We start from the raw sequence: 24,526 nt of genomic DNA, 5'->3' as shown, positions 1-24,526 counted from the left end.
CTTGCGGGGGATGGATTTGAACCACCGACCTTCGGGTTATGAGCCCGACGAGCTACCGGACTGCTCCACCCCGCATTCACTAGGTACGGGACTTGTGATGGGCGTACCTGCCCCACGATGATAAAGCCGTCGACGTTTTCCATCATCGGCTACGATCCGCACGCGAACGAAACCGGCGTCGTGGTGCAATCCAAATTTCTTTCCGTCGGCGCCGCCGTGCCGTGGGTGGCGGCGGATGCCGGCGCGGTCGCCACGCAGGCTTGGGCCAACACCACCTATGGCCCGCGCGGTCTCGAGATGCTGCGCAAGGGAATGCCGCCGCAAGATGTCATCGCTGAGCTGATTCGCGACGACGAACACGCTAGCCAACGCCAACTGGGAATCGTCGACATGCAGGGCCGCTCCGCTACGTATACAGGCGACGAGTGCATGCCGTGGGCGGGCGGGAAGTCGGGCACGAACTTCGCAGCGCAAGGAAACATTCTCGCCGGCCCCGAGGTCGTCGACGCTCTGGTCTCGACTTTCGAGCAAACGCGGGGCGCTCTCGCGGACCGGCTCGTTGCGGCGTTAAGGGCCGGCCAAGCCGCCGGCGGTGATCGACGCGGCAAGCAAAGCGCCGCGCTCTACATCGCCAAACCGAAGGGCGGCTACAGCGGTTTCAACGATCGATATGTGGATCTTCGCGTCGACGATCATCCCGAACCGATCGAAGAACTCGCGCGTATCCTCGAGCTGCACAAACTCTATTTCTTCAAACCAGAACCGCAAGACGTCCTGAAAATCGACACCGCGCTGGGAGCCGAGATCGTCACATTGCTGAAGAGGGCCAAGGCGCTAGCGTCTACGAGTGCGGCATTTGACGTCGCCGCCAACGAGGCGCTCGTCAAATTCATGCACAAGGAGAACTTGGAAGACCGCGTGCGCGACGACGGCTGCATCGACCGCCAGACGCTGGGCTACCTGCGCGGCTACACCGCTTGAAGAACTCGCCCTTGCGCGAGTGGATCCGCGGCTTGCCCAAGCCCGAGCTGCACGTGCACCTCGAAGGCACGATAACCCCCGCCACCTACGAACGCATCGCGCGGCGCAACGGTGTCGAGATGCCCGAAGATGTCGCAGCGCTGTTCCACTGCACCGATTTCCAAAGTTTCTTGTATGCGTTCTTGCGGGTGGTACAAGCGCTCCAAAAACCCACGGACTTCGCGGAGCTGACCTACGAATATCTCGCCGCCTCCGCCGCGGCGGGCGTCAGACACGTCGAACTCTTCGTATCGCCTGCGACGCAACGCATGTTCTTCAAGGAACTCGATCTTGCCGAGATGGTCAATGCGGTCGGCGAGTCAAGCCGGCAAGCGGAAGCGGACTTCGGCATCTCGTCGCTGCTGTTGTTCGACATGGTGCGAAACCTCGGCGAACAGCACGCCCTCCAGGATCTCGAACTCGCTCAAAAATGCAAAAGCGCGGGCGTCATCGGTGTCGGCCTCGGCGGCGACGAGCGCCGCTTTCCGGCCCGCGACTTCAAATCAGCATTCACAAGAGCCAAAGAACTCGGTCTGCGCCGCACCGTTCATGCCGGCGAAGCAGCGGGCGCTGACAGCATCGCCGACGCCATAAAGTTACTCCAAGCCGAGCGGATCGGTCACGGGGTCGCGGCAAGCGGCAATGCAGAACTCATCGCGCTCCTGCGCGAGAGAAACATCGCCGTCGACATGTGCCCGACCAGCAACCGCGTCACCGGCGCAATCGGTCCAGACGCGCCTCACCCGCTGCCCGAATTCCTCGCCGCGGGCCTTACCGTCACGCTCAGTTCCGACGACCCGGCGTTCTTCGGCGCCTCGCTGCTCGACGAGTATGAGAACGCCGCGCGCATGGGATTATCCAAAAAAGAACTCGCCCGCGTCGCCATCAATGGCTTCGAGGCGAGTTTTGCCGCCGGCGATCGCAGGCGGGCCTGGATCGAAGAGGTGAGAAGCTACCCCGTTACTTAGGCTTTGCGGAAGCGGCGCTGGCGGGAGTCGGCAGACCTGTGGCCGCCGGCACGTCAACGCGATAGGCGGCGATCGAGCCATCCGCGTGAACGCGCATCCGGACCATCGCCGTACCGTTGGTGAGCTTGGCTTCGAACGTGTAGCGGCGGTAGTCGGGCTCGGACTTGACCTCGGTCAGGCCTTGATAGTCTCCGAGGGCGTGCAGCTTATCGGATATCACGCCGACCTGGCCGCGCGTCACCTGCCCCTTCAGGGTATCGTCGAAGTTCTTGACGGTGCCCGCGTAGTCGTTGTTGTACACGGCGCGGGTCACATCGTCGGCGATCTTCGTCTCGTCGGCGACGCGCTGCCCGCTGCAGCCGGCGATCAGCAAAGCCGCAGTCGCGCACACAAGCGCAGCTCGCAGATTCATCAGTTCCACCCCTTCAATCGTCTTCACGCAAGCGAGAGCACCGCCCTCTCATTTCAAGGGCGGCGCTATCGCGTGATTCCAGGTATTCGGAGCTAGAAGCTTCCCCAGCCGTACGACACCATCGCAACCTGCACCGACTTGGCTGAAACGGGCTGTTTGCTCGTTGTCGCCGTCGAGGCGCTATTGGCAGACACGAAGTTGCCTGACGGATTCAGCGAAGCGACCTGCGCGTTCAACTGGTTGATCTGAGTCTGCTGAAGTGCGACTTCGCGCTTCAAGTTGGAGGCCACTACGGCTTCGTGCTCGTAGGCGGTCTTGTACTGTGCTGCAGCCGCTTTGGCGTTGTTGGCCTGTTCGGCAAGCGCGGCCTGTTTTTGCGCGTCCTCAGCGTAGCGCTGGTGGACCTTCTTGTTATGGTTGATGATGATCAGCGTGGCCGCAGCCGTGCCGATCAAGATATTGCGCGTGCTCGCTGCGCCGTCCGCAAGTGCCTGCGGTGTCGGAGCCAGCGTCAGCGCGAAAGCAGCCAACGTGAGCGCTGCGATGATTTTGAAAGATTTCATTCCGGTTATTCCCCTCTTGAGGCGGGAGCGGCTTTGCGCGGCCCCCTTGCTCTACTATTATAAACGAAAACGGGCCTAGCGTTCGTTGCACCCTGTATCACATTTACCCAGCTCGTGTCCTCCACAAATCAGGGCGATTTCCCAGGCTCCAGTCAGGCGGCTGGCTGGGTAGCCTGACGCTGAAGGATATGGTAGCCTAACGGCGCGAATTAGGCATGCCTAAATCATGCCACAGCAGCACCGTGGGGGCAACTCCGCGCTCAAAACGGCCACGCCATCGGTCGCCCACGAGACCGAGGTCAGCCCCAACGTCGAGATGTACCTGAAGTCGATCGTGCGCCTGCAGGATGGCGTCGAGCCGGTTTCCACCTCAGCTATCGCGCAGGAGCTCGGCGTCTCGGCGGCTTCCGCCTCGGCGATGCTCAAGCGTCTGGATTCAGAAGGCTACGTGACCCATGACGGCCGCCACGGCGTGCTCCCCACGCACTCAGGCGCGCGAATCGGTGCCCTAACGTTGCGGCGCCAGCGCCTCGCCGAGCGCCTGTTGGTGGATCATCTCGGTATTCCGTGGGAGATCTCGGCCTCAGAGGCGTGCCGTCTCGAACACGCCATATCGCCGCTCGTCGAGCGTCATCTGTCGCGCTTCACGGGCGAACCGACGACCTGCCCTCACGGTCACCCGATTCCGCGCGAGGATGGCTCGATCTGGCGCCACGACGGCGCGATAGAGCTCGCGGACCTGCCGCTGGGCGTGCCGGCCGCGGTGCTCGAGATCAAGCACGACATTCCCGAGCTGCTCAAGTTTCTGGCCGAGATCGGGCTGCGCCCCGGCACGCCGGTCAGCGTCGAGCACCGCGAGCACGCGGTCGGACTGCTGACGATCGTCGTCGCCGGCAAGAAGCACACCGTCAGCACGCAATTGGCGGGCGACATCCTCGTTCGCAACCCACAGAAGAAGTCCGCGACCAAAGGCAAGTAGCAAGACCATGTTGCGGGCAGTTCTCTTCATCGGCGCGCTCGTTTTCGCACTGGAATCTCGCGCGCTCGGCGCATCGCTCGACGACGCCCGCCCCGGTCTTGTGGCCACGGACATCGCACCCGACATCGTCGCGCGCGCCGAAGCTGACGCGCAAAAGAGCGCGGCGTTGTTGCCCGCGCTCCCGCCGCCGCTCGCAGGCAAGATCAAGACGATCCACCTGATCGCCGAGATCAAGCCATGGGAGATCGCGCCGGGAATCAGCACGCAAGCATGGACGTACAACGGCACGGTTCCGGGCCCGACCATTCACGTGCGCCAGGGCGACCGTCTGCGCGTCATCCTCACCAATCATCTGCCCGCGCCCACGACCATCCATTGGCACGGCGTCGAACTTCCCGCAGACATGGATGGGGTGCCGGGCCTGAGCCAGTCGCCCGTGCCCCCGGGCCAGAGCTACGTGTACGAATTCACGGTCAAAGAGTCAGGCACGTACCTTTACCATACGCACTTCGACGACCTCAACCAACTCGACCGCGGTTTGTACGGTGCGCTCGTCGTCGATCCGGCCACGCCGGCGGCACAAGCGTACCAGCGCGATTATCTCATGCTGCTGTCATCGTGGCGCGTTTTCAGCTCGACCGAGAACTATTTCAGCATCAACGGCAAGAGCTATCCGCTGACCAAACCTTTCGTGGTCAAGCGTGGCGAGCGCGTGCGCATTCGCGAGATCAATATCAGCGGCACCGAATTCCATACCATGCACATCCATGGTCACCACTTCAGCGTCGTCGCCGTGGACGGCCAGCGGGTCTCGCCGCAAAACCGCCAGCTGATGAGCACCGTGCTCCTCGGTCCGGGCGAACTGCGCGACATCGAATTCCGCGCCGACGCGCCAGCCGGCACGTGGATGGTGCACTGCCACGTCGTCGACCACATGCTCAACGGCGGCATGGGGCCGGGCGGCTTGATCGCGTCCATCCAATACGAGGGCGCCCCCGACAAGCTTACGTCCATGGGCGACATGATGAGCGTAGCGTCCCCGGGCGGAGGCGCGCAGTCCTCCGGTCCTCCGATGACGCAACCCGCCGCCTTGATCCTCGGCGCCATCGCCGGTCTGACGATCTTTTTCGGCCTGCCGTTCGCCGCGCTGCGTCGCGTGCCGCCCGCCTGGCTTTCGTTCCTCAACGCCACCGCCATCGGCGTGCTGTTCTTCCTGCTCTTCGACATCTTGCGCCAAGCCGGCGAACCGCTCAGCTCCGCGCTGCACCTCATGCAGCTCGGCGGCGGTGTGACTCAGCTCGTCGTCTTGCTCGCGACGTACGTCTTCGGCTTGGGCACGGGCTTGGTCGGGCTGGTCTACTTCACGCGCGTCATCCTCATGCGCTCAAAGTCACTGGCCGCCGAGGGCCACCTCTCCCCGATGACGCTCGCCACGACCATCGCCGTCGGCATCGGCTTGCATAATTTCGGCGAGGGACTCGCCATCGGCCAATCCGCCGCGACCGGCGCCATCCAACTCGCGGTGCTGCTCATCATCGGCTTTGGGCTGCACAACATGACCGAAGGCTTCGGCATCGCTGCCCCGCTGGCGGGAACGGGCACGCCGGCGAATCTCGCTGCGATCGTGCGTCTCGGTCTGATCGGAGGCGGCCCGACGTTTCTCGGCACGGTGGTCGGCTATCATTTCGTCTCGCCGCTGCTCTCCGTGCTGTTCCTGACGCTCGCCGCGGGCGCCATCATCTACGTCATCGGCGAAATGACCAAGGCCGGATCCCGGATCGGCTACAAACGGCTGGCTTCGGTAGGCGTGCTGGCTGGCTTTCTGCTAGGGCTCGGGACAGACCTCATCCTCTCGGCTGCAGGAGCCTAGCCGAATCCGGATGTAGTGCCGGGGCTTTAGCCCCGGTAACTCTTAGTCGTCCTTGGTCGACGTCTTCGCCATCTCGGCGATGTTCTTCACGACCGTCGCATCGGCGAGCGTGGTCGTATCGCCGAGCGGCCGCTCCTCCATGACGTCGCGCAGCAGCCGGCGCATGATCTTGCCCGAGCGCGTCTTGGGCAGATCCGGCGTGAACGTGACGTACTTCGGACGCGCGAACGCGCCGATCTTCGAGACGACGTGCTTGCGCAGCTCGTCGGCTTCGGCCGGTGAGCCGACGCCGCCGCCCTTGAGCGTCACGAAAGCCGCGATCGCTTCGCCGGTGATGTCGTCCTTCTTGGAGACCACGGCGCATTCGGCCACCTTCGGGTGATCGACGAACGCGCTCTCGACCTCCGTGGTCGAGATGCGATGCCCTGACACGTTCATCACGTCGTCCACGCGGCCCAGCAGCCAGTAGTAGCCTTCCTTGTCGCGCTTGCAGCCATCCGCTGGAAAATAGTAGCCCTGTTTGGCAAAGCGCTTCCAATACGTCTCGAGATAACGATCGTGATCGCCCCACAACGTGCGCAGCATCGCGGGCCAGGGTTTGGTGATGACGATGTAGCCGCCGCCGCCGAGCGGCACCGATTCGCCGTCGGCGTTGACGACGTCGGCGAAAACGCCCGGATAGGGGAACGTCGCGGAACCGGGCTTCGTCGGGGTGATGCCCGGCAGCGGCGAAACCAGGATCATGCCGGTCTCCGTCTGCCACCACGTGTCGACGACCGGACAGCGCCCGCCGCCGATGAAATCCTTATGCCAGATCCACGCTTCAGGATTGATCGGCTCGCCGACCGAGCCGAGCAAGCGCAACGACGACATGTCGTGACGTGCGGGGTATTCGGTGCCCCATTTCATGAACGTGCGGATCGCGGTGGGCGCGGTGTAGAGGATCGAGACCTTATATTTCTCGACGACCGCCCAAAAGCGGTCCTTGTCAGGGAAGTCCGGCGTGCCTTCGAAGATCACACTCGTCGCGCGATTGGCCAGCGGCCCGTACACGATATAGGAGTGGCCGGTCACCCATCCGATGTCGGCGGTGCACCAGTACACGTCGCGCTCCTCTTTCAAATCGAAGATGTACTTGTGCGTCGAGGTGATGCCGGTCAGATAGCCGCCCGTCGTGTGCACGATACCCTTGGGCTTGGCCGTCGTGCCGCTGGAGTATAGGATGTAGAGCACGTCTTCGGCGTCCATGTGTTCCGGCGGACATTCCGGGCTTTGCTTGCTCACGAGCTCGTGGTACCAGTGGTCCCGGCCCTGCTGCCAGCCCACCGGGTCGCCCACGCGCTTGAGCACGATCACGTGCTTGATGCTCGGCGTGTCTTTGACCGCGTCGTCCGCGATCTGCTTGAGCGCGATCTTGCCACCGCGCCGCCAGCCCTGGTCTTGCGTGATGAGGACTTTGCACTCGCCGTCAACGATCCGATCGCGCAGACTCTCCGCGGAGAAGCCGCCGAACACCACCGAGTGGATGGCGCCGATGCGCGCGCACGCCAAGAGCGCCACGGGCAGTTCCGGCACCATGCCCATGTAGATCGCGACGCGGTCGCCTTTCTTCACGCCCATTTCGCGCAGCCCGTTGGCCAGCCGGCACGTCTCCTGCAGCAGTTCAGAATACGAGAGCGCGCGTGAATCGCCCGGCTCGCCTTCCCAAAAGAAGGCGATCTGTTTTCCGTGGCCTGCCTTCACGTGCCGATCGAGGCAGTTGTGCGAGACGTTGAGCTTGCCGCCGTCAAACCAGCGCGCGATCTTCTTGTGCTCATCCCACTGCAGCACGGAATTCCATTTCTGGAACCACTCGAGACGCGCGGCCTGCTCTTCCCAGAATTTCAGATAGTCCGCCCCGGCGCGATCGTACACGGCGGGGTCGTTCCAATTCGCCTGTTTTTTGAACTCTTCGCTCGGCGGGAACACACGGTTCTCGGCAAAGAGCGCTTCGATGGCTTGTGGCTTGTTCTCGATCATGGGAAACCTCCGCGCCTCCTGGAACGTCCCTGCCTCTCCGGCGGGCTTTCAGCGACCTCCTCCAAACGCGAGGAGGGCTCAGCCGGACCCGCGCCGCACCTTTTGTCTAATGAAGATTCTCGCGGGGGCCGCTTTGGCGGCCCTAGTCCTTGTCGCGGCGGGCTGTTCGCAAAACGCGGGTCCCTCGAGCGGCGCCGGCGGCAGGCCACAACCGGGCGAGACCGCCCCGACCTTGGCACGCGTCGGCGCTCTGGCTCCGGATTTCACGGTCAAGGGCATCGACGGCACGCGCATCAACCTCGCCCGCTTTCGAGGCAAGGCCGTCTTCATCAACGTGTTCGCCACGTGGTGCCCGCCGTGCAAGGAAGAACTGCCGCAAATCGTCGCGAGCTACCCGAAGTACAGCGACAAGATCGTGTTTCTGGGCCTAGACGAGCAAGAAGAAGCCGGGCAGGTGACCCCGTTCGTCAAGCAATTCCACATCGCGTTCCAGGTCGGGCTCGATCCGGGCACGTTCGCCGAGAAGTACGAAGTGGGTTCCATTCCGGAAAGCGTGTTCATCGACAAGTACGGTGTGGTGCGCAAGATCTGGCGCGGCTTCTTGCCCGCCGGCGTGCTGCACGACGGTCTTTCAGCAATCGTTAAGGACTAGCGAGGTACTCTAGAGCGCATGACCACGCGACGTTCGTTTCTCGCCGGAACGATCGCTGCGGCCGCCGGTATCGCGGCCGCCTCATCCGGCACGCAACCCGCGGCTTCGGCGCCTGCCGCCGCGCCGTCGCCCACACCGACACCGCCGCCTGCCCCGCCCGGGCCGACGAAACCGTCGCCCCTCGCGCTCGAAATGGCCAAGAAAATTCAGAAGGATCTGCCGCAGGCCAAGATCTCGGACGCGATGGCCAAGAAGATCGCAAGCGACATCGAGGACGGCTTCGGCCTGAGCAAAGCGTTTCGAAAAGTGAAGTTCAAGAACTGGGATGAGCCTGACTTCGTGTTCTCCGCGGAGGAGAACGAGTCGTGACCGAAGCGCAAATGGCGTTCTCTTCGATTTCGGAACTCGGCGCGTTGCTGCGCAAGCACTCCGTGTCCTCGGTCGAACTCACGCAGATGTACCTGCGGCGGCTCGAACGCATCGGAAAGAGACTCAACGCGGTCGTGACGCTGATGCCCGATCGCGCGCTGGCCGAGGCCAAGCGGGCCGACGCCGATCTCGCAGCCGGCACCGATCACGGACCGCTGCACGGCATTCCGTACGGCGTCAAGGACCTGCTTGCCGCCAAGGGCGCGCCGACAACCTGGGGCGCGGCGCCGTATCGCGACCAGGTATTCAAACAAGACGCGACGGTGATCAAGCTGCTGGGGGCGGCCGGCGCCGTGCTCATCGCCAAACTCGCGATGATCGAACTTGCCGGTGGTCTCGGTTACAACTCGGCCAACGCTTCGTTCACCGGCCCGTGCAAGAACCCGTGGAACACGAATTACTGGACCGGCGGCTCCTCGAGCGGACCAGGCGCCGCGATGGGCGCCGGTCTCGTGGCCTTCGCGATCGGCTCGGAGACGAGCGGCTCGATCGTGAACCCCTCGACGTATTGCGGCATCACCGGGCTGCGCCCGACGTATGGCAGAGTGAGCCGCCACGGCGCCATGGCGCTGTGCTGGACGCTCGACAAAATCGGCCCGATGTGCCGGACCGCAGAGGACACCGGACTCGTGCTCGCCGCCATAGCCGGCCGCGACCCGAACGACCCGACCTCATCGAGCAGAGAAGTTCCACTGTATTCACTTAAACCAGGGGCGCCGGGATCTGTGAGAGTCAGGGACGTTTTGGACTTGGTGAAACCATCCCGCTTGCGACTCGGCCTGGTGAAGGATTCGACGAAGAAAGCGCAACCCGAAGTCGTCAAGAACTTCGACAAAGCGCTCGGCGTGCTGCGAAAATTTGCGGACATCGAAGAAGTCGCGGTGCCGGCGCATCGCTACGGCGCAAGCATCGTCACGATTCTGGCAGCCGAGGGCGCCGCGGCCTTCCGCGACATCATCCAAGACGGCCGCGCCGCGACGCTGGCCGATCCCGACGACCGTCGCGGCGGGTATTCGTATCTCACCGTCCCCGCGGTGGACTATGTGGACGCGATGCGCGAGCGCGCGCCGATCAAGCGCGGCTTCTCAAAGCTTTTCAAACGCTTCGACGCGCTTGTCGCTCCCACGTTCGGCAGCGTCGCGCTGCCCATCGGCGTCTCATTCGACAAGGCGTATCCCGGCATCGAGGGCGGATCGCCGATCGCCTCAGCGAACCTGGCCGGCATTCCGGCGATCGCCGTGCCGAACGGCTTCGGGCAGCAGGGGCTGCCGACGGGTCTTTCGTTCATCGGACCAGCATTTTCAGAAGCTGACCTCATAGCGCTCGGCGACGAGTTCCAGTCGCGCACCGATTGGCACCGCCGCCACCCACCCCTGGCCCTGTAATTTGCCATGTAGCGACCCGAGCGAAGCTCGGGTGTAGTGCCGGGGCTTTAGCCCCGGAAACGGAAACGGACTGATCTCATGCGCTTCATCGCTGCCCTCACCCTCAGCGTCTTCATCGCCACCATCGCCATGCCGTCTGCGCCCGCTCGCGCCATGAGCACGAGCGCCGAGATCTCCCAGGGCGAGGGACTGAACAAGCAGATAGATCGACAAAGCCTGCTCGTCACCGATCCATTCCTCACGACGTGGGTCACCGGCATCGGCGGCAAGCTCGCGCAATACCGGGTGCGCCAAGACATCACGTACCGATTCACCGTGATCAACTCCAACGAGATCAATGCATTCGCGCTCCCGGGCGGTTTCATCCATCTCGACCTCGGGCTGCTGAACACGGTTTCGTCGGATGACGAGCTTGCCTCGGTCATGGCCCACGAGATGGGCCACGTCGAGCGCCGCCACGTCGTGACGCTGCGACAGAAGGGCAACCTGCTCAGCATCCTCATCGGCGTGCTGTCCATCTTGACGCCGATCGCGTACATCTTCGGTGGTTACGGCGGCGACTTGCTGTTCAACAAGTTCTCGCGCCAAGACGAGTTGCAGGCCGACCAGTATGGGCTGCTGCTGATGTCGCGCGCCGGTTACGACCCGCGCTCTATGGTCGACATGATGGAGCGCCTGGCGGACCTGCAAACCCTTCCCGAAAGCAAAGCGGACAGAGCGTTCGAGAATCATCCGGCGCCCAAAGATCGGGTCTCGCACATGCTCGGCTATGCCGCGCTGGATCGGCCGAACGCAGATCAACTCACGGTCCAAGCACTGCACGACGAACAAGAAGGACGCCTTTCCTACGCGCAAGCGCGCCTGCGCGCGGCGCTCAAAGTACGCCCCCAGAATCCCCTGGCGACCCAGCACTTAGCCGAACTCGACGCGGCGCTGAAACCGGACGTCGCAGGCGCGGTGGCCGGGTCGCAGCAGGCGTTCCAGCAGGCAGGCATTTTCGACGCGGGGCGGCGTGATCTCAGTATGCAGATCGCCGAAGCCACCAGCGCCACGAAAAGCGACGGTTCAATCGTCAGCGAGCAAGTCAAGTCGGGCCGCCAAGATCTCGCGTCGTTCTTCAACCAGCTGCAATCGCTATCCAACGCCGTGCCGAACGTCGGCGAGCCTAAGAAGGAGGGCAACAATCTGAGCGTCGCCATCGCGGGCCTCGACCACATCACCCGCGACATCAACGGCACGCTCGATCTGACCTCCGACGTGCAGGGCGCGACGCCGGGTCTCCTCGACGATAACCTCACGCTGCTGCGCGAGATGGCCGGGCCGCTGCGCGATGCGCAGCCCTCGGCGAAGACGCTCGCGCAGCTGCCGTACTACGGCGCGCTGATCGCAAGCGTCGGCACATCGTCGAACGAGCTGGTGCGCTCGACCGACCACGCGCGCGCCGCCGTTTCGATGGGCGAAGATTCGGTGCGCTCGCTCAACGACTTTCTCGTCGCCTTGAACGCGATCGACACCACCAAAGGCGACATCGAGGCGAAAGACATGCCGAAGGTGCAGACGGCCATGGATAAAGCCGTGGCGGCGTGGGATGCCGTGCTCGCCATGGCGCAACGCTCGCAAGACGGCACCTACGCGGCGCAGACGCGCGCACTCTCCGCCCAGGTCACGTTGCTCGACATGACGTCATCGCGCACGCGCTACACCGCCTATGCGCGCGCCCTCAACTTCAGGTTCCCAGGCGTCGCGCTGCCGGATTACGACACCTTATTGAGCTTGGGCGTGCCGGCGGGCGAAGTCGCATGCGCGGCGTGGCTCGGCTATGAGACGAAGAGGCCGGCTGCGGATCTCATCCGTGAAGCGCAAGCGACCGGCCGCACGTGCGTGGATCTGACGCTGGACAAACAGTTGATGGCGGAATCGATGGAGATCGCCGTGGGGCTCGTGTACCAAGACTACATCGACAAACCCCACAAGATCTGACTCAGCGAAGCTATGTAGCGACCGGTTGTAGTGCCGGGGCTTTAGCCCCGGAAAGAATGTAGTGACCCGAGCGAAGCTCGGGTGTAGCGTTCCGAACGAAGTTCGGACGTCGGTGGAGCAGGATCTTTAGATCCTGCTGACCCCCTCATGTAGCAACGGACCTTCAGGTCCGTTCAGTCAGTCTCACGGTACATCCAATTGAACCTCAAACTCTGAGCCATTGGAGTCAGTGCTATTGCTGCTGTTAAGGTCATGCCTTCCTGGCGTGAAGCGCGTTTGCGCCACGCCGAGGCACCCCGATAGCGAACTCGTCGTGACATCGCGTACGGCTTTTGCAAGATCATCCGGCGTGTCGTGGTGGCAGGCCGCAAAAAATATAGCCGAAAGCCGAGATAAGATCGGCGCTGCGATTTGGTCCTTCTGGAGGCTATTGGCAGAGACGTGAACCTTTAAATAGAAGCGGCTGACGCGCTTCTTCGTCGGCCCCGTGGCGTCATAGTTAGTCATGTAGACTTCGCTCGAATTAATATAGATCATATCCTGGCTGCCGCAAAAGTATCCCTTATCCGATCGCTGCCACTTGGCGACATTTCTGTCCCTGATCCCCTTAGCCAGGAGCGCGCAAAGCTTCTCGGGGGCCGGCAGCCACGCAGGATGGCTCGCCGACGGCACGTTGAACTCGCCCGCCAGAAGATCGTCTGCTATTTTGACGATCTCGCGCGCATTGTTCGAATCGCTTTTTGCGTTGTTGTAGGCTAGTTTGGCGGCGACTATAGATGACACTGCCAGATCGTGGTCAGTTCCAGGCGCACACCGGGCATCGACGTTGCGATGTCTGAGGATGCCGTACCTGCAGTAGTACGCGATCGCCCAGTAGTCTTCTCCCATCCCTATCTGCAAGTGGCCCTTTTTGATGGGATCGCTCGTCGCTCTCCATTCGTTCGCACGAACCGCCAACTCGTTCTGACACAGGGAGATGAGATTCACGCCGGTTGCGTCGGGATTGTTTTTCTCCCACTCGAAGCACGTGCGCGTCGTGCCGGCACCGGCAACGCCCCATGACAACACCATCCCGGATATGAGCACGACCGCGGCAAGCGAGAGCTGTAACCGCATCGAATCGCGGACCCTTGGAGTGTTCAAAGCGTAATGCATAGGCTCGTTGTTCGCGTACGTCAGCCGATGACCCCTAACAATTGGGGGGCTAGTCTGTAGCTGAGGACTCCACGGCGGTTATCTCAGCAGGCACGGCCTCGCGGCGTTGCGCGAGCAATCCCATGACTAGCGCGACGGTCGCCCACACGGCCGACGTCAATCCGGCGTAATGCGGGCCGAAACGTCCGAGGATCCCCGTCGACACCGGCGGCATCAGCACGCCCGAGAGATTGTCGAGCGACGAGCCGACGCCCAATATCGTGCCGCGCTGATTCTCGGGAGACGCCTCGGTGAGCAACGAAGTCAGCCCGGGTCGCGCCAGCGCCATGCCGAAGGCGAAAAGCACCATCGTCGGCAGCACCGTCACAATATCGTGCGCGATGGGAACGAGCAGAAACGCGAGCAGCGCGCTGGCGATGCCGATGTTGGAACTGCCCCGATCGCCCAGCCGGTCGTAGATCCGCCCCACCACGAAGACTTGCAGCACGACGCTCAAGACGCCGAAACTGGCGAAGAAGAACATGGTCTGCGTGGGGCTGAAGCCGAGCCCTTCCTGCATCAGCAGCGTGAAAACGGCGAACCACGCGTAGAGCGCGAGCGAAAACGCCCACAGCTGCCAGAGCAACGGAGCGAGCTTCGGATTGCCCAGCGACTTGGAGATGTCGGCGAAGGTCGCCACCTGCGCCTGCTGGTCGCGGTTGCGCGACTCGGGCAGCATGAAGATCGTCAGCAGCAAAGTGAAGAACTGCAGCCCAGCCGCCGCGAGAAACGGTGCAGGGAAACCGAAACGCGCGTACAGCAAGCCGCCGAACAGCGGGCCGAAGACGATGCCTGCGCTGAACGCCGCGCCGACGTACGCGAACGCGCGTGCGCGCTTCTTGGGTTCCACAAGGTCGGCGACATAGGCTTGGGTCACGCTGATGTTGCCGCCGGAGGCCCCCTCGATGATGCGTGCCACGAACACCAGCGGCAGGCTATTGGCGAACGCGAGCAGCCCCCATCCGAGGGTCGCGCCGATCTGGCTGATGATGAGCACCGACTTGCGCCCGATGCGGTCGCTGACGTTGCCCCAGACAGGGCCCGCGAGGAACTGGAAAGCGGCAAAAGTCGAAAACAAGAGGCCGACCACCAGATCCGAAGCGCCGAAATGCTTCGCGAAATAGGGCATGATCGGGATCAGTATGGAGAATCCCAGAATGTCGATGAACGTGATGCCGAGGATGGGGAGAAGCTTCGTGAACATGCGCTTTAGTATGGGTGCGCCGTGCGGGCCGCTTTACCTGTGCTCGCGACGTCCCGAAGTGCGGAAGCCCATGTAACGAAAGGCCTGGCGGCTTCGTCATACTAGTGCCTGGGGGCGAGAGGAAAAGACTCAAGTTGCATCTCTTCATTACGACCATCATGCCTATAGCCGCTACCGCGATCGCCGTTACGCTGGCAACCGTATCGCTCGCCGTTGTGGCCCTTAGCCTACGCCGTCAAGAGCAAGACGAAATACGCCGTGTTATGACGATAGTCGACACCATGTGTTTCGACGAGGACGCAGCCGCCAGCTAAAGCCCCCTCCTAAAACTCTTTCACGAACCGGAATAACGACCCGCGGCTGCGAAGCGGCCGCGTGTTGCATTTATACCGCTTGGCGTTGCCTCTTGTCTCGGTGATGATCGCCGGCGCTTCGCCCGCAGCCTCCCAGCAAACCGACACGACGTTCACCGTGGATCCGCTCGCCGGCACGGTACGCATCGTCATGCAGATCGGCAGGCAGCCGACGCTCGACATCCCGACCGTCACGCTTTTCCATACTTTGGCCAGAGATTTTTTCCGCCAAGATGACGGGACCATGTACGTCCAGACCGGCGATATCCCCGCCATGTGGCTGCGCGATTCGTCGGCGCAGACCATCCCCTACGTGCGCTTCATCCCGGCGGTCACAAGATTAGGCTCACTGATACGCGCCGTGATCGAGCGCAACGCGAAGAACGTGCTCAAGAATCCGCGCGCCAACGCGTTCACGGTCGGCTACCAGATCTGGGAAGAGAAGTGGGAGGTCGATTCGTTGGCCTACCCCGTGACGCTCGCGTGGACCTATTGGAAACAGACGCACGACCGCAGGGTCTTCACGCGAAAGCTGCACTGGGCGCTGGCTCATACGGTTTCGACCTTTGCTTGCGAGCAGCAACACCGGCGCTGCTCGCAGTACACGTCTCGGTTCTTGGACAATCACGGCCGCGGCGCGGACTATGCCGACACGGGGATGATCTGGAGCGCATTCCGCCCGTCAGACGATCCCGTGCGCTATCCGTTCAATATTCCGCAGCAGATGTTGGCAGAAGTGGCGCTGCGCGAACTTGCCGAGCTGGCGGTGACGGGATACGGCGATCTCGACCTGGCCGCAAAGGCGCGCGCGCTCGCCGGCCAAGTCCGGGCCGGCATCGACCGCAACGGCGTCGTCTACGACTTCCGCTATGGCTGGCTCTACGCGTACGAGGTGGACGGCAGGGGCAACGTCGAGCTGATGGACGACGCCAACGTGCCCAATCTGGTCTCGGCGCCGTACCTCGGCTACGTATCTAAGGAAGATCCGGTCTACAACAACACGCGGCGCTTCGCGCTCTCGTCCGACAACCCGTATTACTATCGGGGCCGCTACGCGGAAGGATTGGGCAGCCCGCACACGCGCACGGGATGGGTGTGGCCGCTCGGCATCATCGCTCGTGGGCTCACCGCGCCGACGCCCAAGGAAGTGTCCGACACCATCGGCCAGGTCCATCTCTCGAATCCAACGGACGAGCTCATCCACGAGAGCTTCGACCCGAACGATCCGTCACAGTTCACGCGCACGGAGTTCGGATGGGGCAACGCGATGTTTGCGGAGTTGATCTTCCGCAGCGCCACCGTGCTGCCGTTAAACCCGCTTCCGCCGCTCGAAGAGATTTCGATTCTGCCGCTGGAACGCCGAACGCCACGTGTGGTCGATGACGCTCAAGCGCTGCTCAACGCATACGCGATCCAAGCGACGCTGCTGCGCCTGCTCCAGGAATGACCTTTTCGTGACGCTATTTTACGAATGAGGGAGCGGGGCGTATGCCATACGTGGCGCGCAGGCGATCTATCGCGGCATTATCTTTCGGGATCCTCAGACCCCGCTTACTCGCCTCTACAAAGAATCGGTCCAAACCGCCGGGGACTATTGTCAAGATCAGCTCACCTGTCGTTTTACCAACGTTGAGCCACTGATGCGGTTTATTACGTGGCAAAAAGATAACGCTCCCTGGCATTGCGTCGACAACGCGCGTACCGCTCCAAAAACGAAAGTGCCCACGCATGACAACGTAGATCTCGTCCTCGCGGCTGTGGATATGCGCTCTCGGACCATGGCCCGGGGAAGGATCCACGCGCAACGTCGAGCTGACGCCGTTCGTGTCGGTCGAGGATACCTCTACCGTCATGCGGTCCCCAACAGTATCGATGAACGGGTGCGAGGTTGTGGCGCCCGAGCCCAACGTGATGAGAAGGCCGAGAATGGTTAGTGGACGGATTAGTGAAGCGAGCATGAACTTCTCCCCTCACCGTTTGAGGTTCAATGCCAAAACGGCTGCAACCCGCCGTGGAGTTGCGAAGGGGAGCTACTTTGTTGTTGGTTGGGTGGGCAGCGGAGCGAGGGCCAGTGCGCCGCGCAAGTATCTGCCTTCTTGGCGGACCACGTGCACGAATTGTGAATCAATCCGGCCGGCTAACCGCCATCCGTCGCGCAGGGCCTCAGAGAGCGTTTTCATCGTATTAGTTAGACCGCCGAAGCCCCGAAAACGTTACGCCTTGCGGCCGCAGGAGCGGGGGACTGGCAAAAGGCCGTCTGGAATCCTCGGGCGACTATGGACCCCCTAGAGAACTTCAAATTCCGCGTCAAGTGGGATGGCCGCTACGTCGCCGGCGTGAGTAAGGTGAGCGCATTGCGACGCACGACCGAGGTCGTCCAACACCGCGAAGGCGGCGACCCGAGCGGGATTCTCGAGTTGCCGGGGCGGACCAAGTATGAGCCGATCACGCTCGAGCGCGGCATCACCAGCGACACTGAATTCGAGAAGTGGGCCAATCTCGCGGTGAATCCGGGCGCCGGCCCGGGCATCGCCAATTTCCGAAAAGACATGATCCTCGATGTCTTCAATGAAGCCGGCCAAAAAGTGCTCTCGTACTTGATCCACCGCTGCTGGGTTTCGGAGTATCAGGCCCTCCCCGATCTTGACGCGAACGCCGATGCGGTCGCGATCGAGCACATCAAGCTCGAAAATGAGGGTTGGGAGCGCGACACGCAGGTCGTCTGGCCACCGTAGCCGGAACTTCGGCCCGTGCAATGCCAATGCTACGAGTCGGCTCACGAGGGCGGGAACCACAGACCTGCGATGAGCCCCGAACTCGGCCGCGACGATGAAGAGCGGCGCAAGCTGGTTCGCGGCGAAAACGATTGGCCCAAGGACGCGACCGAGCGGCGCAAGTCGGTTCGTTGCCAAAACGAGGCCAGCGCAGGCGCAGAATACTGTGACGACTGCGGCGCGCACTACAAAGCCGATCCGCACTAGATCGGCGCAGCCGGTGGCGTCGAATTTCGGATCATGAGCGCGACTGAACGCTTGAAGTCACTGACCGTGAGAATAACGTGGTCTATCATATTTTCCTTTCTGTTTAAAAACGACCGCGACTACAATGCGTTGCTTGCAGCCACCCACTCTGGCCGCATCAAGGCGACGCACAATCTAACACAGCGGAGCGCATAGCCAGGGCCTCTTGAGGGCGAGGCGCTACGGCTTGCGCGCGACGACCTCGAGCTTCGTGCCCGCCGGATCCTCAAAGAACACGGCAGACCAGTCTTCAAAGGATGATGAGGGTTCAACATTGCGCGCGCCGATGCGGCCGAGCAACGCGACCCAACGATCGAGCTCGCCGACCGAGGCGATGCGGAAAGCGATGCGAGTGGAAACGGGCTTCATCGCTGGGTCCTCGATGAAGCCGATGAAATGCGCTGGTTGTCGGTCCGACGGTTTTTCGTGGTACTCGATCGTATTGTACTGCTCTCCCGGTTTAGCTCTGCTCCAGGCGCCGGTAGCATCGACATTGTGGCACTCTTTGTCCGGTAACCCGATCTCAGGCATGAGTTTATCGTAAAAAGCTTCGACCGCGGCAAGCGAGCACACGCGCGTGTCGACGTGATCGAACCCGAGGAAATCCGCCATCGCCTAACCTCCCGCTAAAGTGCCGCGCGGTTCCGGGAGCGGCGCGCGATCACCTCGACGTCATTTCGGCGACATCGTTTTGGCGCGCGGCTCCTCGACTCTTCTTGGCGGACGTTCTAAGGTGGTGTTATCGCTTAGCGGGCTGGGGCGCCTTGAGCAAGCCGAGTTCGCGGCCGACCTTTTCGAACGCCGCGAGCGCGCGGTCCAGGTGCTCCCGCTCGAGCGCCGAGCTCATCTGCACGCGGATGCGCGCGGTGCCCTCGGGCACCACCGGGTAGCCGAACCCGGTGACGAACACGCCTTGCGCCAAGAGCATCTCGCTCATCTTGATCGCAAACGCGGTTTCGCCCACGATGATCGGGATGATCGCGCTCGTCCCCTCGAGCGGCTTGTAGCCCAGCGCGCCCAGGCGCTCGCGGAAATACCGGATGTTCTCGCGCTGCTTGGCGAGCAGCTCTGGATGCTCGTCGAGTTCGTCGATGGCAGCAAGCGCGCTGCACGCGACCGTTGCGGGGAGCGCGTTGGAGAAAAGCTGAGGCCGAGATTTCTGGATGAGCGTATCGACGAGCTCGGCGGAGCCCGCCACAAAACCGCCGGCCGCGCCGCCGAGCGCCTTGCCCAGCGTGCCGGTGATGATGTCGATCTGATCTTCCAGGCCGTAGTGCTCGATCGTGCCGCGCCCCGTCCGGCCGGTCACGCCCGTGCCGTGGCTGTCGTCGACGATGGTGACGGCATTGTAGCGTTTTGCCAACGAGGCGACCTCGGGCAGTTTGGCGAGGTCGCCCTCCATCGAAAAAACGCCGTCGCTGATCACGAACTTCGTCATCTCGGGCGGCAGGGCGGCTAGTTTCGCCTCGAGATCCGCCATGTCGGCGTGCTTGTAGCGCAGCCGCTGCGCTTGTGTCGCGAGCCGGCAGCCGTCGATGATGGAGGCATGGTTGAGCTCGTCCGAGACGATGGCGGTGCCCTCGACCGCAACGGTGGGGATCAGCCCGGTGTTCGCGCTCCAGCATGACACGTACGTGAGCGACGCCTGCGTCCCCAAAAACGAAGCGATGCGCTCTTCAAGGCGCCGATGGATGTCGAGCGTGCCGCAGATGAAGCGCACGCTCGCCGTACCCGCGCCGTAGTGCTTGAGTCCTTCAATGCCCGCCTGCACGACGCGCGGGTTGTCGGCCAGACCCAAATAATTGTTGCTGGAAAGCACGATCGTATCGCCGGCCTCTTCCATGTGAACGACTGCACCCATCGGCGTGGTGATGTGACGCAGCGTCTTCAGCGTACCGGCGGCACGCAGCGCGTCGAGGTCCTCGCGCAGCTTGCGATTGTAGGTTTGATTCATGGGCGGTCTAGGCTCCGGACGTCAAGTCAAGCACGATCTTGACGGCCTCGCTTCGCTTGAGCGTCGTGAAGCATTCTTCGAAGCGCTCGAACGGCACGACGTGCGTGATGACCGGCTTCAAGTCGATGCGCCCCAAACTCACGAGCGCTTGCATCTGATACCACGTCTCCCACATGCGCCTGCCGAACACGCCGACCACCGTGATGCCCTTGAGCACCACGTGCTCGGCGAGATCGAAGGTGACGTTACCGCCGGGGATGCCCAGCACCGCCGCGCGTCCGCCGTTGCGCAGCGCCGCCAGACCGGAATCGAACGCGACCGGATTGCCGCTCATCTCCAGCAAGACGTCGGTGCCGTTGCCGCCGGTCTCGCTGCGGATCGCCTCGCGGAGGTTTGGCGCCGCGGAGTCCAGGACGACGTGGGCGCCCATGACGCGGGCCAGCGCGAGCTTGTGCGGATTCGGGTCGACGGCGATGATCTTCGAAGCGCCGGCCGCAGCCGCCACGCCGACGGCCATGAGCCCGATCGACCCGGCGCCGGTGATCAAGACGGACTTCAGACTGACGTCACCGACCGCAACAGTGTGGACCGCGTTGCCGAACGGGTCGAAGATGGCGGCCCATTCATCCGGCACGCCGGGATCGAGCTTCCAGACGTTGCTCTCGGGCATGGCGATGTAGTCGGCGAAACAGCCGTCGCGATCCACGCCGATCACTTTGACGGCGGCGCAGATGTGCGCCTGACCCGAGCGACACAGGAAACAGGTGCCGTCCGGGATGTGGCCTTCGGCCGACACGCGCTCGCCGACGCTCACGCTGCGAACGGCGGCGCCGATCGCGGCGACGACGCCCATGAATTCATGCCCGATGACCAGCGGCGGGCGCAAGCGGTTTTGCGACCACGGGTCCCAGGCCCAGATGTGCGCGTCGGTGCCGCAGATGCCGGCCTTGAGCACGCGGATGAGCACGTCGTTGGGACCGATCGCGGGAACAGGCACTTCGCGCAAAGCCATGCCGGGACCGGGCCGCTCTTTGACGAGTGCACGCATGCTGCGCGGGATGTCGTGCCTCGCAGCCGCGGCGCGAACTGGTTGCGCTATGGACACAAGTCCCGCATATTCGGGCAGCATTTCTGGCTTGCCTTTGCGAACTTCGTGCCATAAAACATGAAGCGTAAGAAGAAGAAATCGCCGAAACGCGCGATCGCGACGGCCAAGAAAAAACTCGCGATTCAGCGGCGCAGAGCAGCAAGACCGACGCTGCCGGTCAACGCGCACGCGCAGGTGAGCGAATCGCTCGTGGAGCGCAAGCGCCGCCTTGAAAAGCGCCGTGTCCAAAAACGCGACTGGGAGAACCTCTAAAGATGTAGTGCCGGGGCTTTAGCCCCGGGGTAAACCTAAAGGTGCCGCCCCACCAGGGTACCAAACACTTGTTTGGTACACGTGGCGAAAACATTGCTAACGATAGAACGCGCGCTTGGGCCCGGTGGCCTTATGGCCGACTCGCTGAGCGGTTACGAAACCCGCCCGGCGCAGATCGCCATGGCCAAACTCGTGAACCGCGGCTTCCTCGAGCACGTCCACGTGATGGTAGAAGCCGGCACCGGCACCGGTAAGTCGCTCGGCTACCTGATCCCCGCGCTGCTCTCGGGGCAGCGCATCGTGGTCTCGACGGCCACGCTCGCGCTTCAAGAGCAGCTGCTCAACAAAGATATTCCGCTGGTGCTCGACGCGCTCGCCAGCAAAGCGCGCGTGGTGCAGCTCAAGGGCCGCAGCAACTATCTGTGCCGCGACAAACTCGAGCAGCTGCGCCGGCGCTTCACCCTCGCGCAAAGCGATCAAGAGCGCAAGATCTTCCGCTGGGCAGGCGTGACCGACACGGGCGATCGGTCCGAGTTGGATTTCGTGCCTTCCGACGCGCTGTGGCGCGAGCTCGACACCGACGCGGACGATTGCATCATGGAGGCGTGCGACTTCTTCGGGCCGGAGCGCTGCCATCACATGCGCGCGCGCGAGTCCGCCCGGCACGCCGACATCGTGGTCGTCAATCATGCGCTGTTCTTCATCGACCTCGCGATGGGAGGCGGCCTGATCCCGCCCTACGACTATGCGGTCCTGGATGAAGCGCATCAAATCGAGGAATGGGCCACCGCCGCGTTTTCTTCTTCCATTTCGCGCGCCGGCATCGGGCGGCTGCTCCAAAAGATCAACCGCGCGTATGTTTTCAATGAAGCGCTGCACGCCGAAGTGAGCGATACCGCCGACGCATTCGCTGCAGCATTGGCCGACGGTCCCAACGGGCGCTACCCGATGCGCGCGAACGAAAAAGCGCTGGAGTTGATGGATCCGCTGCAGCGCGCTCTGTATCGCACGGAGAACTGGGTCGCCGAGCACTGGGCGCGCGGCGCGCGGTTTCCGCAGATGGGCGAGCAGGCGCTCGAGCGGCGCCGCGATCTGCTGATGCACTCGATCACCGCGCACACGCAGACCATCGAACGGCTGCGCGCCGACCTCGACGGTTGGATATCATGGGTCGAGCGCACGAGCGAGCGGCGGGATTCGCACGCGGCCCTGTGCGCGCCGGTCACGGTCGCGCCGCTCCTGCGCGAGCGGCTCTTCGAAAACGCGCGCAGCGTCGTCATGACCTCCGCGACCATCGCGGCGGGCGGCGATTTCGACTACTTGCGCCGCCAAGTCGGACTCGAGGGCGCGCAAGTCGACGAACTGGTGCTGGATTCGCCGTTCGACTTCGAACGCCAAGCGATGCTGTATCTGCCGCCCGAACGGATCAATCCCAAGGACGTGCGTTTCGCCACGCTCGCAGCCGCCGCCATCGACCCGGTGCTTGCGGCGACGCACGGCCGCGCGTTCGTGCTGTTCACGTCCTATGCCGTGATGCGCGAAGTGGCTGCTGCGTTGCGCCCGACGCTGCCGTTCCCTAGCCGCATGCAGGGCGAAGCTCCGAAAGGTCAACTGCTCGACTGGTTCCGCGCAGAATCCAATCCGGTGCTGTTCGCGACCGCGTCGTTCTGGGAGGGCGTGGACGTCGTCGGCAAAGCGCTCTCGTGCGTCATCATCGATCGCATTCCGTTTCCGCCGCCCGACGATCCCATCGTCGCCGCGCGCTCGAGCTTGCTCCAGGCCGAAGGCGTCGATGCGTTCGACGCGCTCATGGTGCCGGCGGCGATCACGCGCTTGAAACAAGGTTTGGGTAGACTCATCCGCAGCCGCTCCGATAAGGGCTTGATGTGCATCCTCGACGGCCGCTTGGAAACGATGAAATACGGCCGGCGCATTTTGGCGGCGCTGCCGCCCGCGCGCCGGGTGCATTCGCTTGACGAAGTGCGCGCGTTCCTTTCAGGCTAAAGGGACGCTGTGCCGGGTCGGCGTACCATACATTTAGCACTCTCGAGTGCCGACTGCTAATGCCAAAAAAAGCTAAAACAAGCGACCTGCCGGAGCCTCAGACCGAAGCGGACAAGGCGTCAAGCCAACCCGAGCTCGACCGCCGCAAGACCTCGATTCTAGGCACGGTCGTCTATGAGTACATCGCCACCGGCGAGCCGGTCGGCTCCGCCACGCTCACCCAAAAATACAACCTTGGGATCAGCCCGGCCACGGTGCGCGCCGAAATGGCGAGCCTGGAGGATGAGGGCTATCTCGACCAACCCCACACCTCGGCCGGACGCGTGCCGTCGGACCGCGGCTATCGCTATTACGTGGACCGCCTGATGCTGCCGGAGATGCTCAGCAACGAGGAGCGCGAGCAGATCCACGGCGAGGTGCGCCGCGCGAGCCGCCAGCTCGACACAGCCGTCGATCACGCCTCCCATGTTTTGTCCGGCCTCACGCGCAGCATCGCGTTCGCCATCGCGCCTCGGCTCAACAGTCAGACCTATCGTCATTTGCAACTCATCTGGCTGGGCAGCCGAAGCGTGCACGCCGTGCTCGTCACCGACATCGGCCTGGCGGCGCAGACGACCATCGAAACTTCAGAGGACGTTCTGCCGGACGATCTTACCCGCTTTTGCAACAAGCTCAACGGCCTCTTGCCCGGCCGGCGCCTGTCAGCCATCTCGATCGAACTGCTGCGCGAGCTCGCGCGCGAGCAGCCGCTGCCGCCCGACCTCCTGCGCGCGCTCGCCGGCATGTTCGCGCAACATGGCGAGAACATCGTCGAGCAGCGCCTCTTCGCGGGCGGCGCCAACAATCTGCTCGATCAACAGGAATTCCGCGACTTTCGCAAGCTGCGCGCCATCCTCGATCTGCTGGAAGAGCAGCGCACCCTGTATCGTTGGCTTCAGGATTCCTTGCTGCACGACGGCACGACCGTCGTCATCGGCAGCGAACTTGGCAATATCGACATGAACGAGTGCAGCGTCGTCACCGTGCCGTACAAAGTCGCCGATCGCAACGCGGGAGCGGTCGGCGTGCTCGGACCGCGCCGCATGCACTACGCGCGACTCATCGCGCTGGTGAACTGCATGGCCGAAAACCTCAACGAGTTGTTCCAGGGCGAGCAATAG

Annotated in this window: 22 protein-coding genes and 1 tRNA gene; 14 read left to right on the top strand and 9 right to left on the bottom strand. The window is 63.0% G+C overall.

Annotated features, from left to right (window positions below; genetic code table 11):
• Nucleotide 1 precedes the first annotated feature (1 nt).
• Nucleotides 2-75, bottom strand: a tRNA-Met gene (locus tag VN934_04005).
• A gap of 42 nt (nt 76-117) precedes the next feature.
• Between VN934_04005 and VN934_04000 the strand changes: the two genes are divergently transcribed.
• On the top strand, nt 118-981 hold the full coding sequence (locus VN934_04000; protein HXM17956.1) for a DUF1028 domain-containing protein: 864 nt from the start codon (nt 118-120) through the stop codon (nt 979-981).
• The gene (add, locus tag VN934_03995) at nt 978-1,988 is read left to right on the top strand and encodes an adenosine deaminase (GenBank protein ID HXM17955.1); all 1,011 of its coding nucleotides are present in this window, start codon (nt 978-980) and stop codon (nt 1,986-1,988) included. Before VN934_04000 ends, add begins: the two co-directional genes overlap by 4 nt.
• Here the strand turns inward: add and VN934_03990 are convergent.
• Nucleotides 1,981-2,400 carry a hypothetical protein gene (locus tag VN934_03990; protein HXM17954.1) on the bottom strand — a complete coding sequence of 140 codons (420 nt, stop codon included), beginning with the start codon at nt 2,398-2,400 and terminating at the stop codon, nt 1,981-1,983. The genes add and VN934_03990 overlap by 8 nt on opposite strands.
• Before the next feature lie 92 nt (nt 2,401-2,492).
• A complete protein-coding gene (locus tag VN934_03985; GenBank protein ID HXM17953.1) occupies nt 2,493-2,963 on the bottom strand; it encodes a hypothetical protein in 471 nt (156 codons plus the stop codon).
• A 226-nt stretch (nt 2,964-3,189) separates the two neighbouring features.
• Here VN934_03985 and VN934_03980 point away from each other — a divergent pair, with 226 nt between their 5' ends.
• Nucleotides 3,190-3,942, top strand: coding sequence for a metal-dependent transcriptional regulator (locus VN934_03980; GenBank protein HXM17952.1), 753 nt, complete (start codon nt 3,190-3,192; stop codon nt 3,940-3,942).
• 7 nt (nt 3,943-3,949) lie between these two features.
• Nucleotides 3,950-5,812, top strand: coding sequence for a multicopper oxidase domain-containing protein (locus VN934_03975; protein HXM17951.1), 1,863 nt, complete (start codon nt 3,950-3,952; stop codon nt 5,810-5,812).
• Nucleotides 5,813-5,854: 42 nt separating this feature from the next.
• Here the strand turns inward: VN934_03975 and acs are convergent, their stop codons facing one another.
• Nucleotides 5,855-7,831: an acetate--CoA ligase gene (gene acs, locus VN934_03970; protein ID HXM17950.1), complete on the bottom strand. Its 1,977-nt coding sequence runs from the start codon at nt 7,829-7,831 to the stop codon at nt 5,855-5,857.
• Between the two features lie 109 nt (nt 7,832-7,940).
• Between acs and VN934_03965 the strand changes: the two genes are divergently transcribed.
• From VN934_03965 to VN934_03950, 4 genes are all read left to right on the top strand, one after another.
• Nucleotides 7,941-8,483: a TlpA disulfide reductase family protein gene (locus tag VN934_03965; GenBank protein HXM17949.1), complete on the top strand. Its 543-nt coding sequence runs from the start codon at nt 7,941-7,943 to the stop codon at nt 8,481-8,483.
• 18 nt (nt 8,484-8,501) lie between these two features.
• Nucleotides 8,502-8,852 carry a hypothetical protein gene (locus VN934_03960; GenBank protein HXM17948.1) on the top strand — a complete coding sequence of 117 codons (351 nt, stop codon included), beginning with the start codon at nt 8,502-8,504 and terminating at the stop codon, nt 8,850-8,852.
• A complete protein-coding gene (locus tag VN934_03955) occupies nt 8,849-10,297 on the top strand; it encodes an amidase (protein HXM17947.1) in 1,449 nt (482 codons plus the stop codon). The genes VN934_03960 and VN934_03955 overlap by 4 nt, the downstream gene beginning before the upstream one ends.
• A gap of 78 nt (nt 10,298-10,375) precedes the next feature.
• Nucleotides 10,376-12,277 carry a M48 family metalloprotease gene (locus VN934_03950; GenBank protein ID HXM17946.1) on the top strand — a complete coding sequence of 634 codons (1,902 nt, stop codon included), beginning with the start codon at nt 10,376-10,378 and terminating at the stop codon, nt 12,275-12,277.
• Nucleotides 12,278-12,460: 183 nt separating this feature from the next.
• Here VN934_03950 and VN934_03945 read toward each other — a convergent pair whose 3' ends face one another.
• Nucleotides 12,461-13,393 carry a hypothetical protein gene (locus VN934_03945; GenBank protein ID HXM17945.1) on the bottom strand — a complete coding sequence of 311 codons (933 nt, stop codon included), beginning with the start codon at nt 13,391-13,393 and terminating at the stop codon, nt 12,461-12,463.
• Between the two features lie 88 nt (nt 13,394-13,481).
• Entirely contained in the window at nt 13,482-14,675 is a 1,194-nt protein-coding gene (locus VN934_03940; GenBank protein ID HXM17944.1) for an MFS transporter, read from the bottom strand.
• A gap of 375 nt (nt 14,676-15,050) precedes the next feature.
• On the opposite strand from VN934_03940, the gene VN934_03935 reads away from it, so the two are divergent.
• From VN934_03935 to VN934_03925, 3 genes are all read left to right on the top strand, one after another.
• Nucleotides 15,051-16,475, top strand: coding sequence for a glycoside hydrolase family 125 protein (locus VN934_03935; protein ID HXM17943.1), 1,425 nt, complete (start codon nt 15,051-15,053; stop codon nt 16,473-16,475).
• Between the two features lie 829 nt (nt 16,476-17,304).
• Complete coding sequence (locus VN934_03930) at nt 17,305-17,763, top strand: phage tail protein (protein ID HXM17942.1); 459 nt, start codon at nt 17,305-17,307, stop codon at nt 17,761-17,763.
• A gap of 69 nt (nt 17,764-17,832) precedes the next feature.
• Nucleotides 17,833-18,009: a hypothetical protein gene (locus VN934_03925; protein ID HXM17941.1), complete on the top strand. Its 177-nt coding sequence runs from the start codon at nt 17,833-17,835 to the stop codon at nt 18,007-18,009.
• Between the two features lie 219 nt (nt 18,010-18,228).
• Here VN934_03925 and VN934_03920 read toward each other — a convergent pair whose 3' ends face one another.
• The 3 genes from VN934_03920 to tdh form a co-directional block, all read right to left on the bottom strand.
• Nucleotides 18,229-18,660 carry a VOC family protein gene (locus VN934_03920; GenBank protein ID HXM17940.1) on the bottom strand — a complete coding sequence of 144 codons (432 nt, stop codon included), beginning with the start codon at nt 18,658-18,660 and terminating at the stop codon, nt 18,229-18,231.
• Nucleotides 18,661-18,787: 127 nt separating this feature from the next.
• On the bottom strand, nt 18,788-20,002 hold the full coding sequence (locus VN934_03915) for a glycine C-acetyltransferase (protein ID HXM17939.1): 1,215 nt from the start codon (nt 20,000-20,002) through the stop codon (nt 18,788-18,790).
• 7 nt (nt 20,003-20,009) lie between these two features.
• The gene (gene tdh / locus VN934_03910; protein HXM17938.1) at nt 20,010-21,050 is read right to left on the bottom strand and encodes an L-threonine 3-dehydrogenase; all 1,041 of its coding nucleotides are present in this window, start codon (nt 21,048-21,050) and stop codon (nt 20,010-20,012) included.
• Nucleotides 21,051-21,167: 117 nt separating this feature from the next.
• On the opposite strand from tdh, the gene VN934_03905 reads away from it, so the two are divergent.
• The 3 genes from VN934_03905 to hrcA all read left to right on the top strand — a co-directional run bounded on the left by VN934_03905 (nt 21,168) and on the right by hrcA (nt 24,526).
• Nucleotides 21,168-21,362: a hypothetical protein gene (locus VN934_03905; GenBank protein HXM17937.1), complete on the top strand. Its 195-nt coding sequence runs from the start codon at nt 21,168-21,170 to the stop codon at nt 21,360-21,362.
• A 132-nt stretch (nt 21,363-21,494) separates the two neighbouring features.
• A complete protein-coding gene (locus VN934_03900; GenBank protein ID HXM17936.1) occupies nt 21,495-23,366 on the top strand; it encodes an ATP-dependent DNA helicase in 1,872 nt (623 codons plus the stop codon).
• Nucleotides 23,367-23,425: 59 nt separating this feature from the next.
• On the top strand, nt 23,426-24,526 hold the full coding sequence (hrcA, locus tag VN934_03895) for a heat-inducible transcriptional repressor HrcA (protein ID HXM17935.1): 1,101 nt from the start codon (nt 23,426-23,428) through the stop codon (nt 24,524-24,526).

It is taken from the genome of Candidatus Tumulicola sp. (genome assembly GCA_035601835.1).
Lineage (GTDB): Bacteria > Vulcanimicrobiota > Vulcanimicrobiia > Eremiobacterales > Eremiobacteraceae > DATNNM01.
This window is presented reverse-complemented; position numbering and strand designations above follow the sequence as displayed.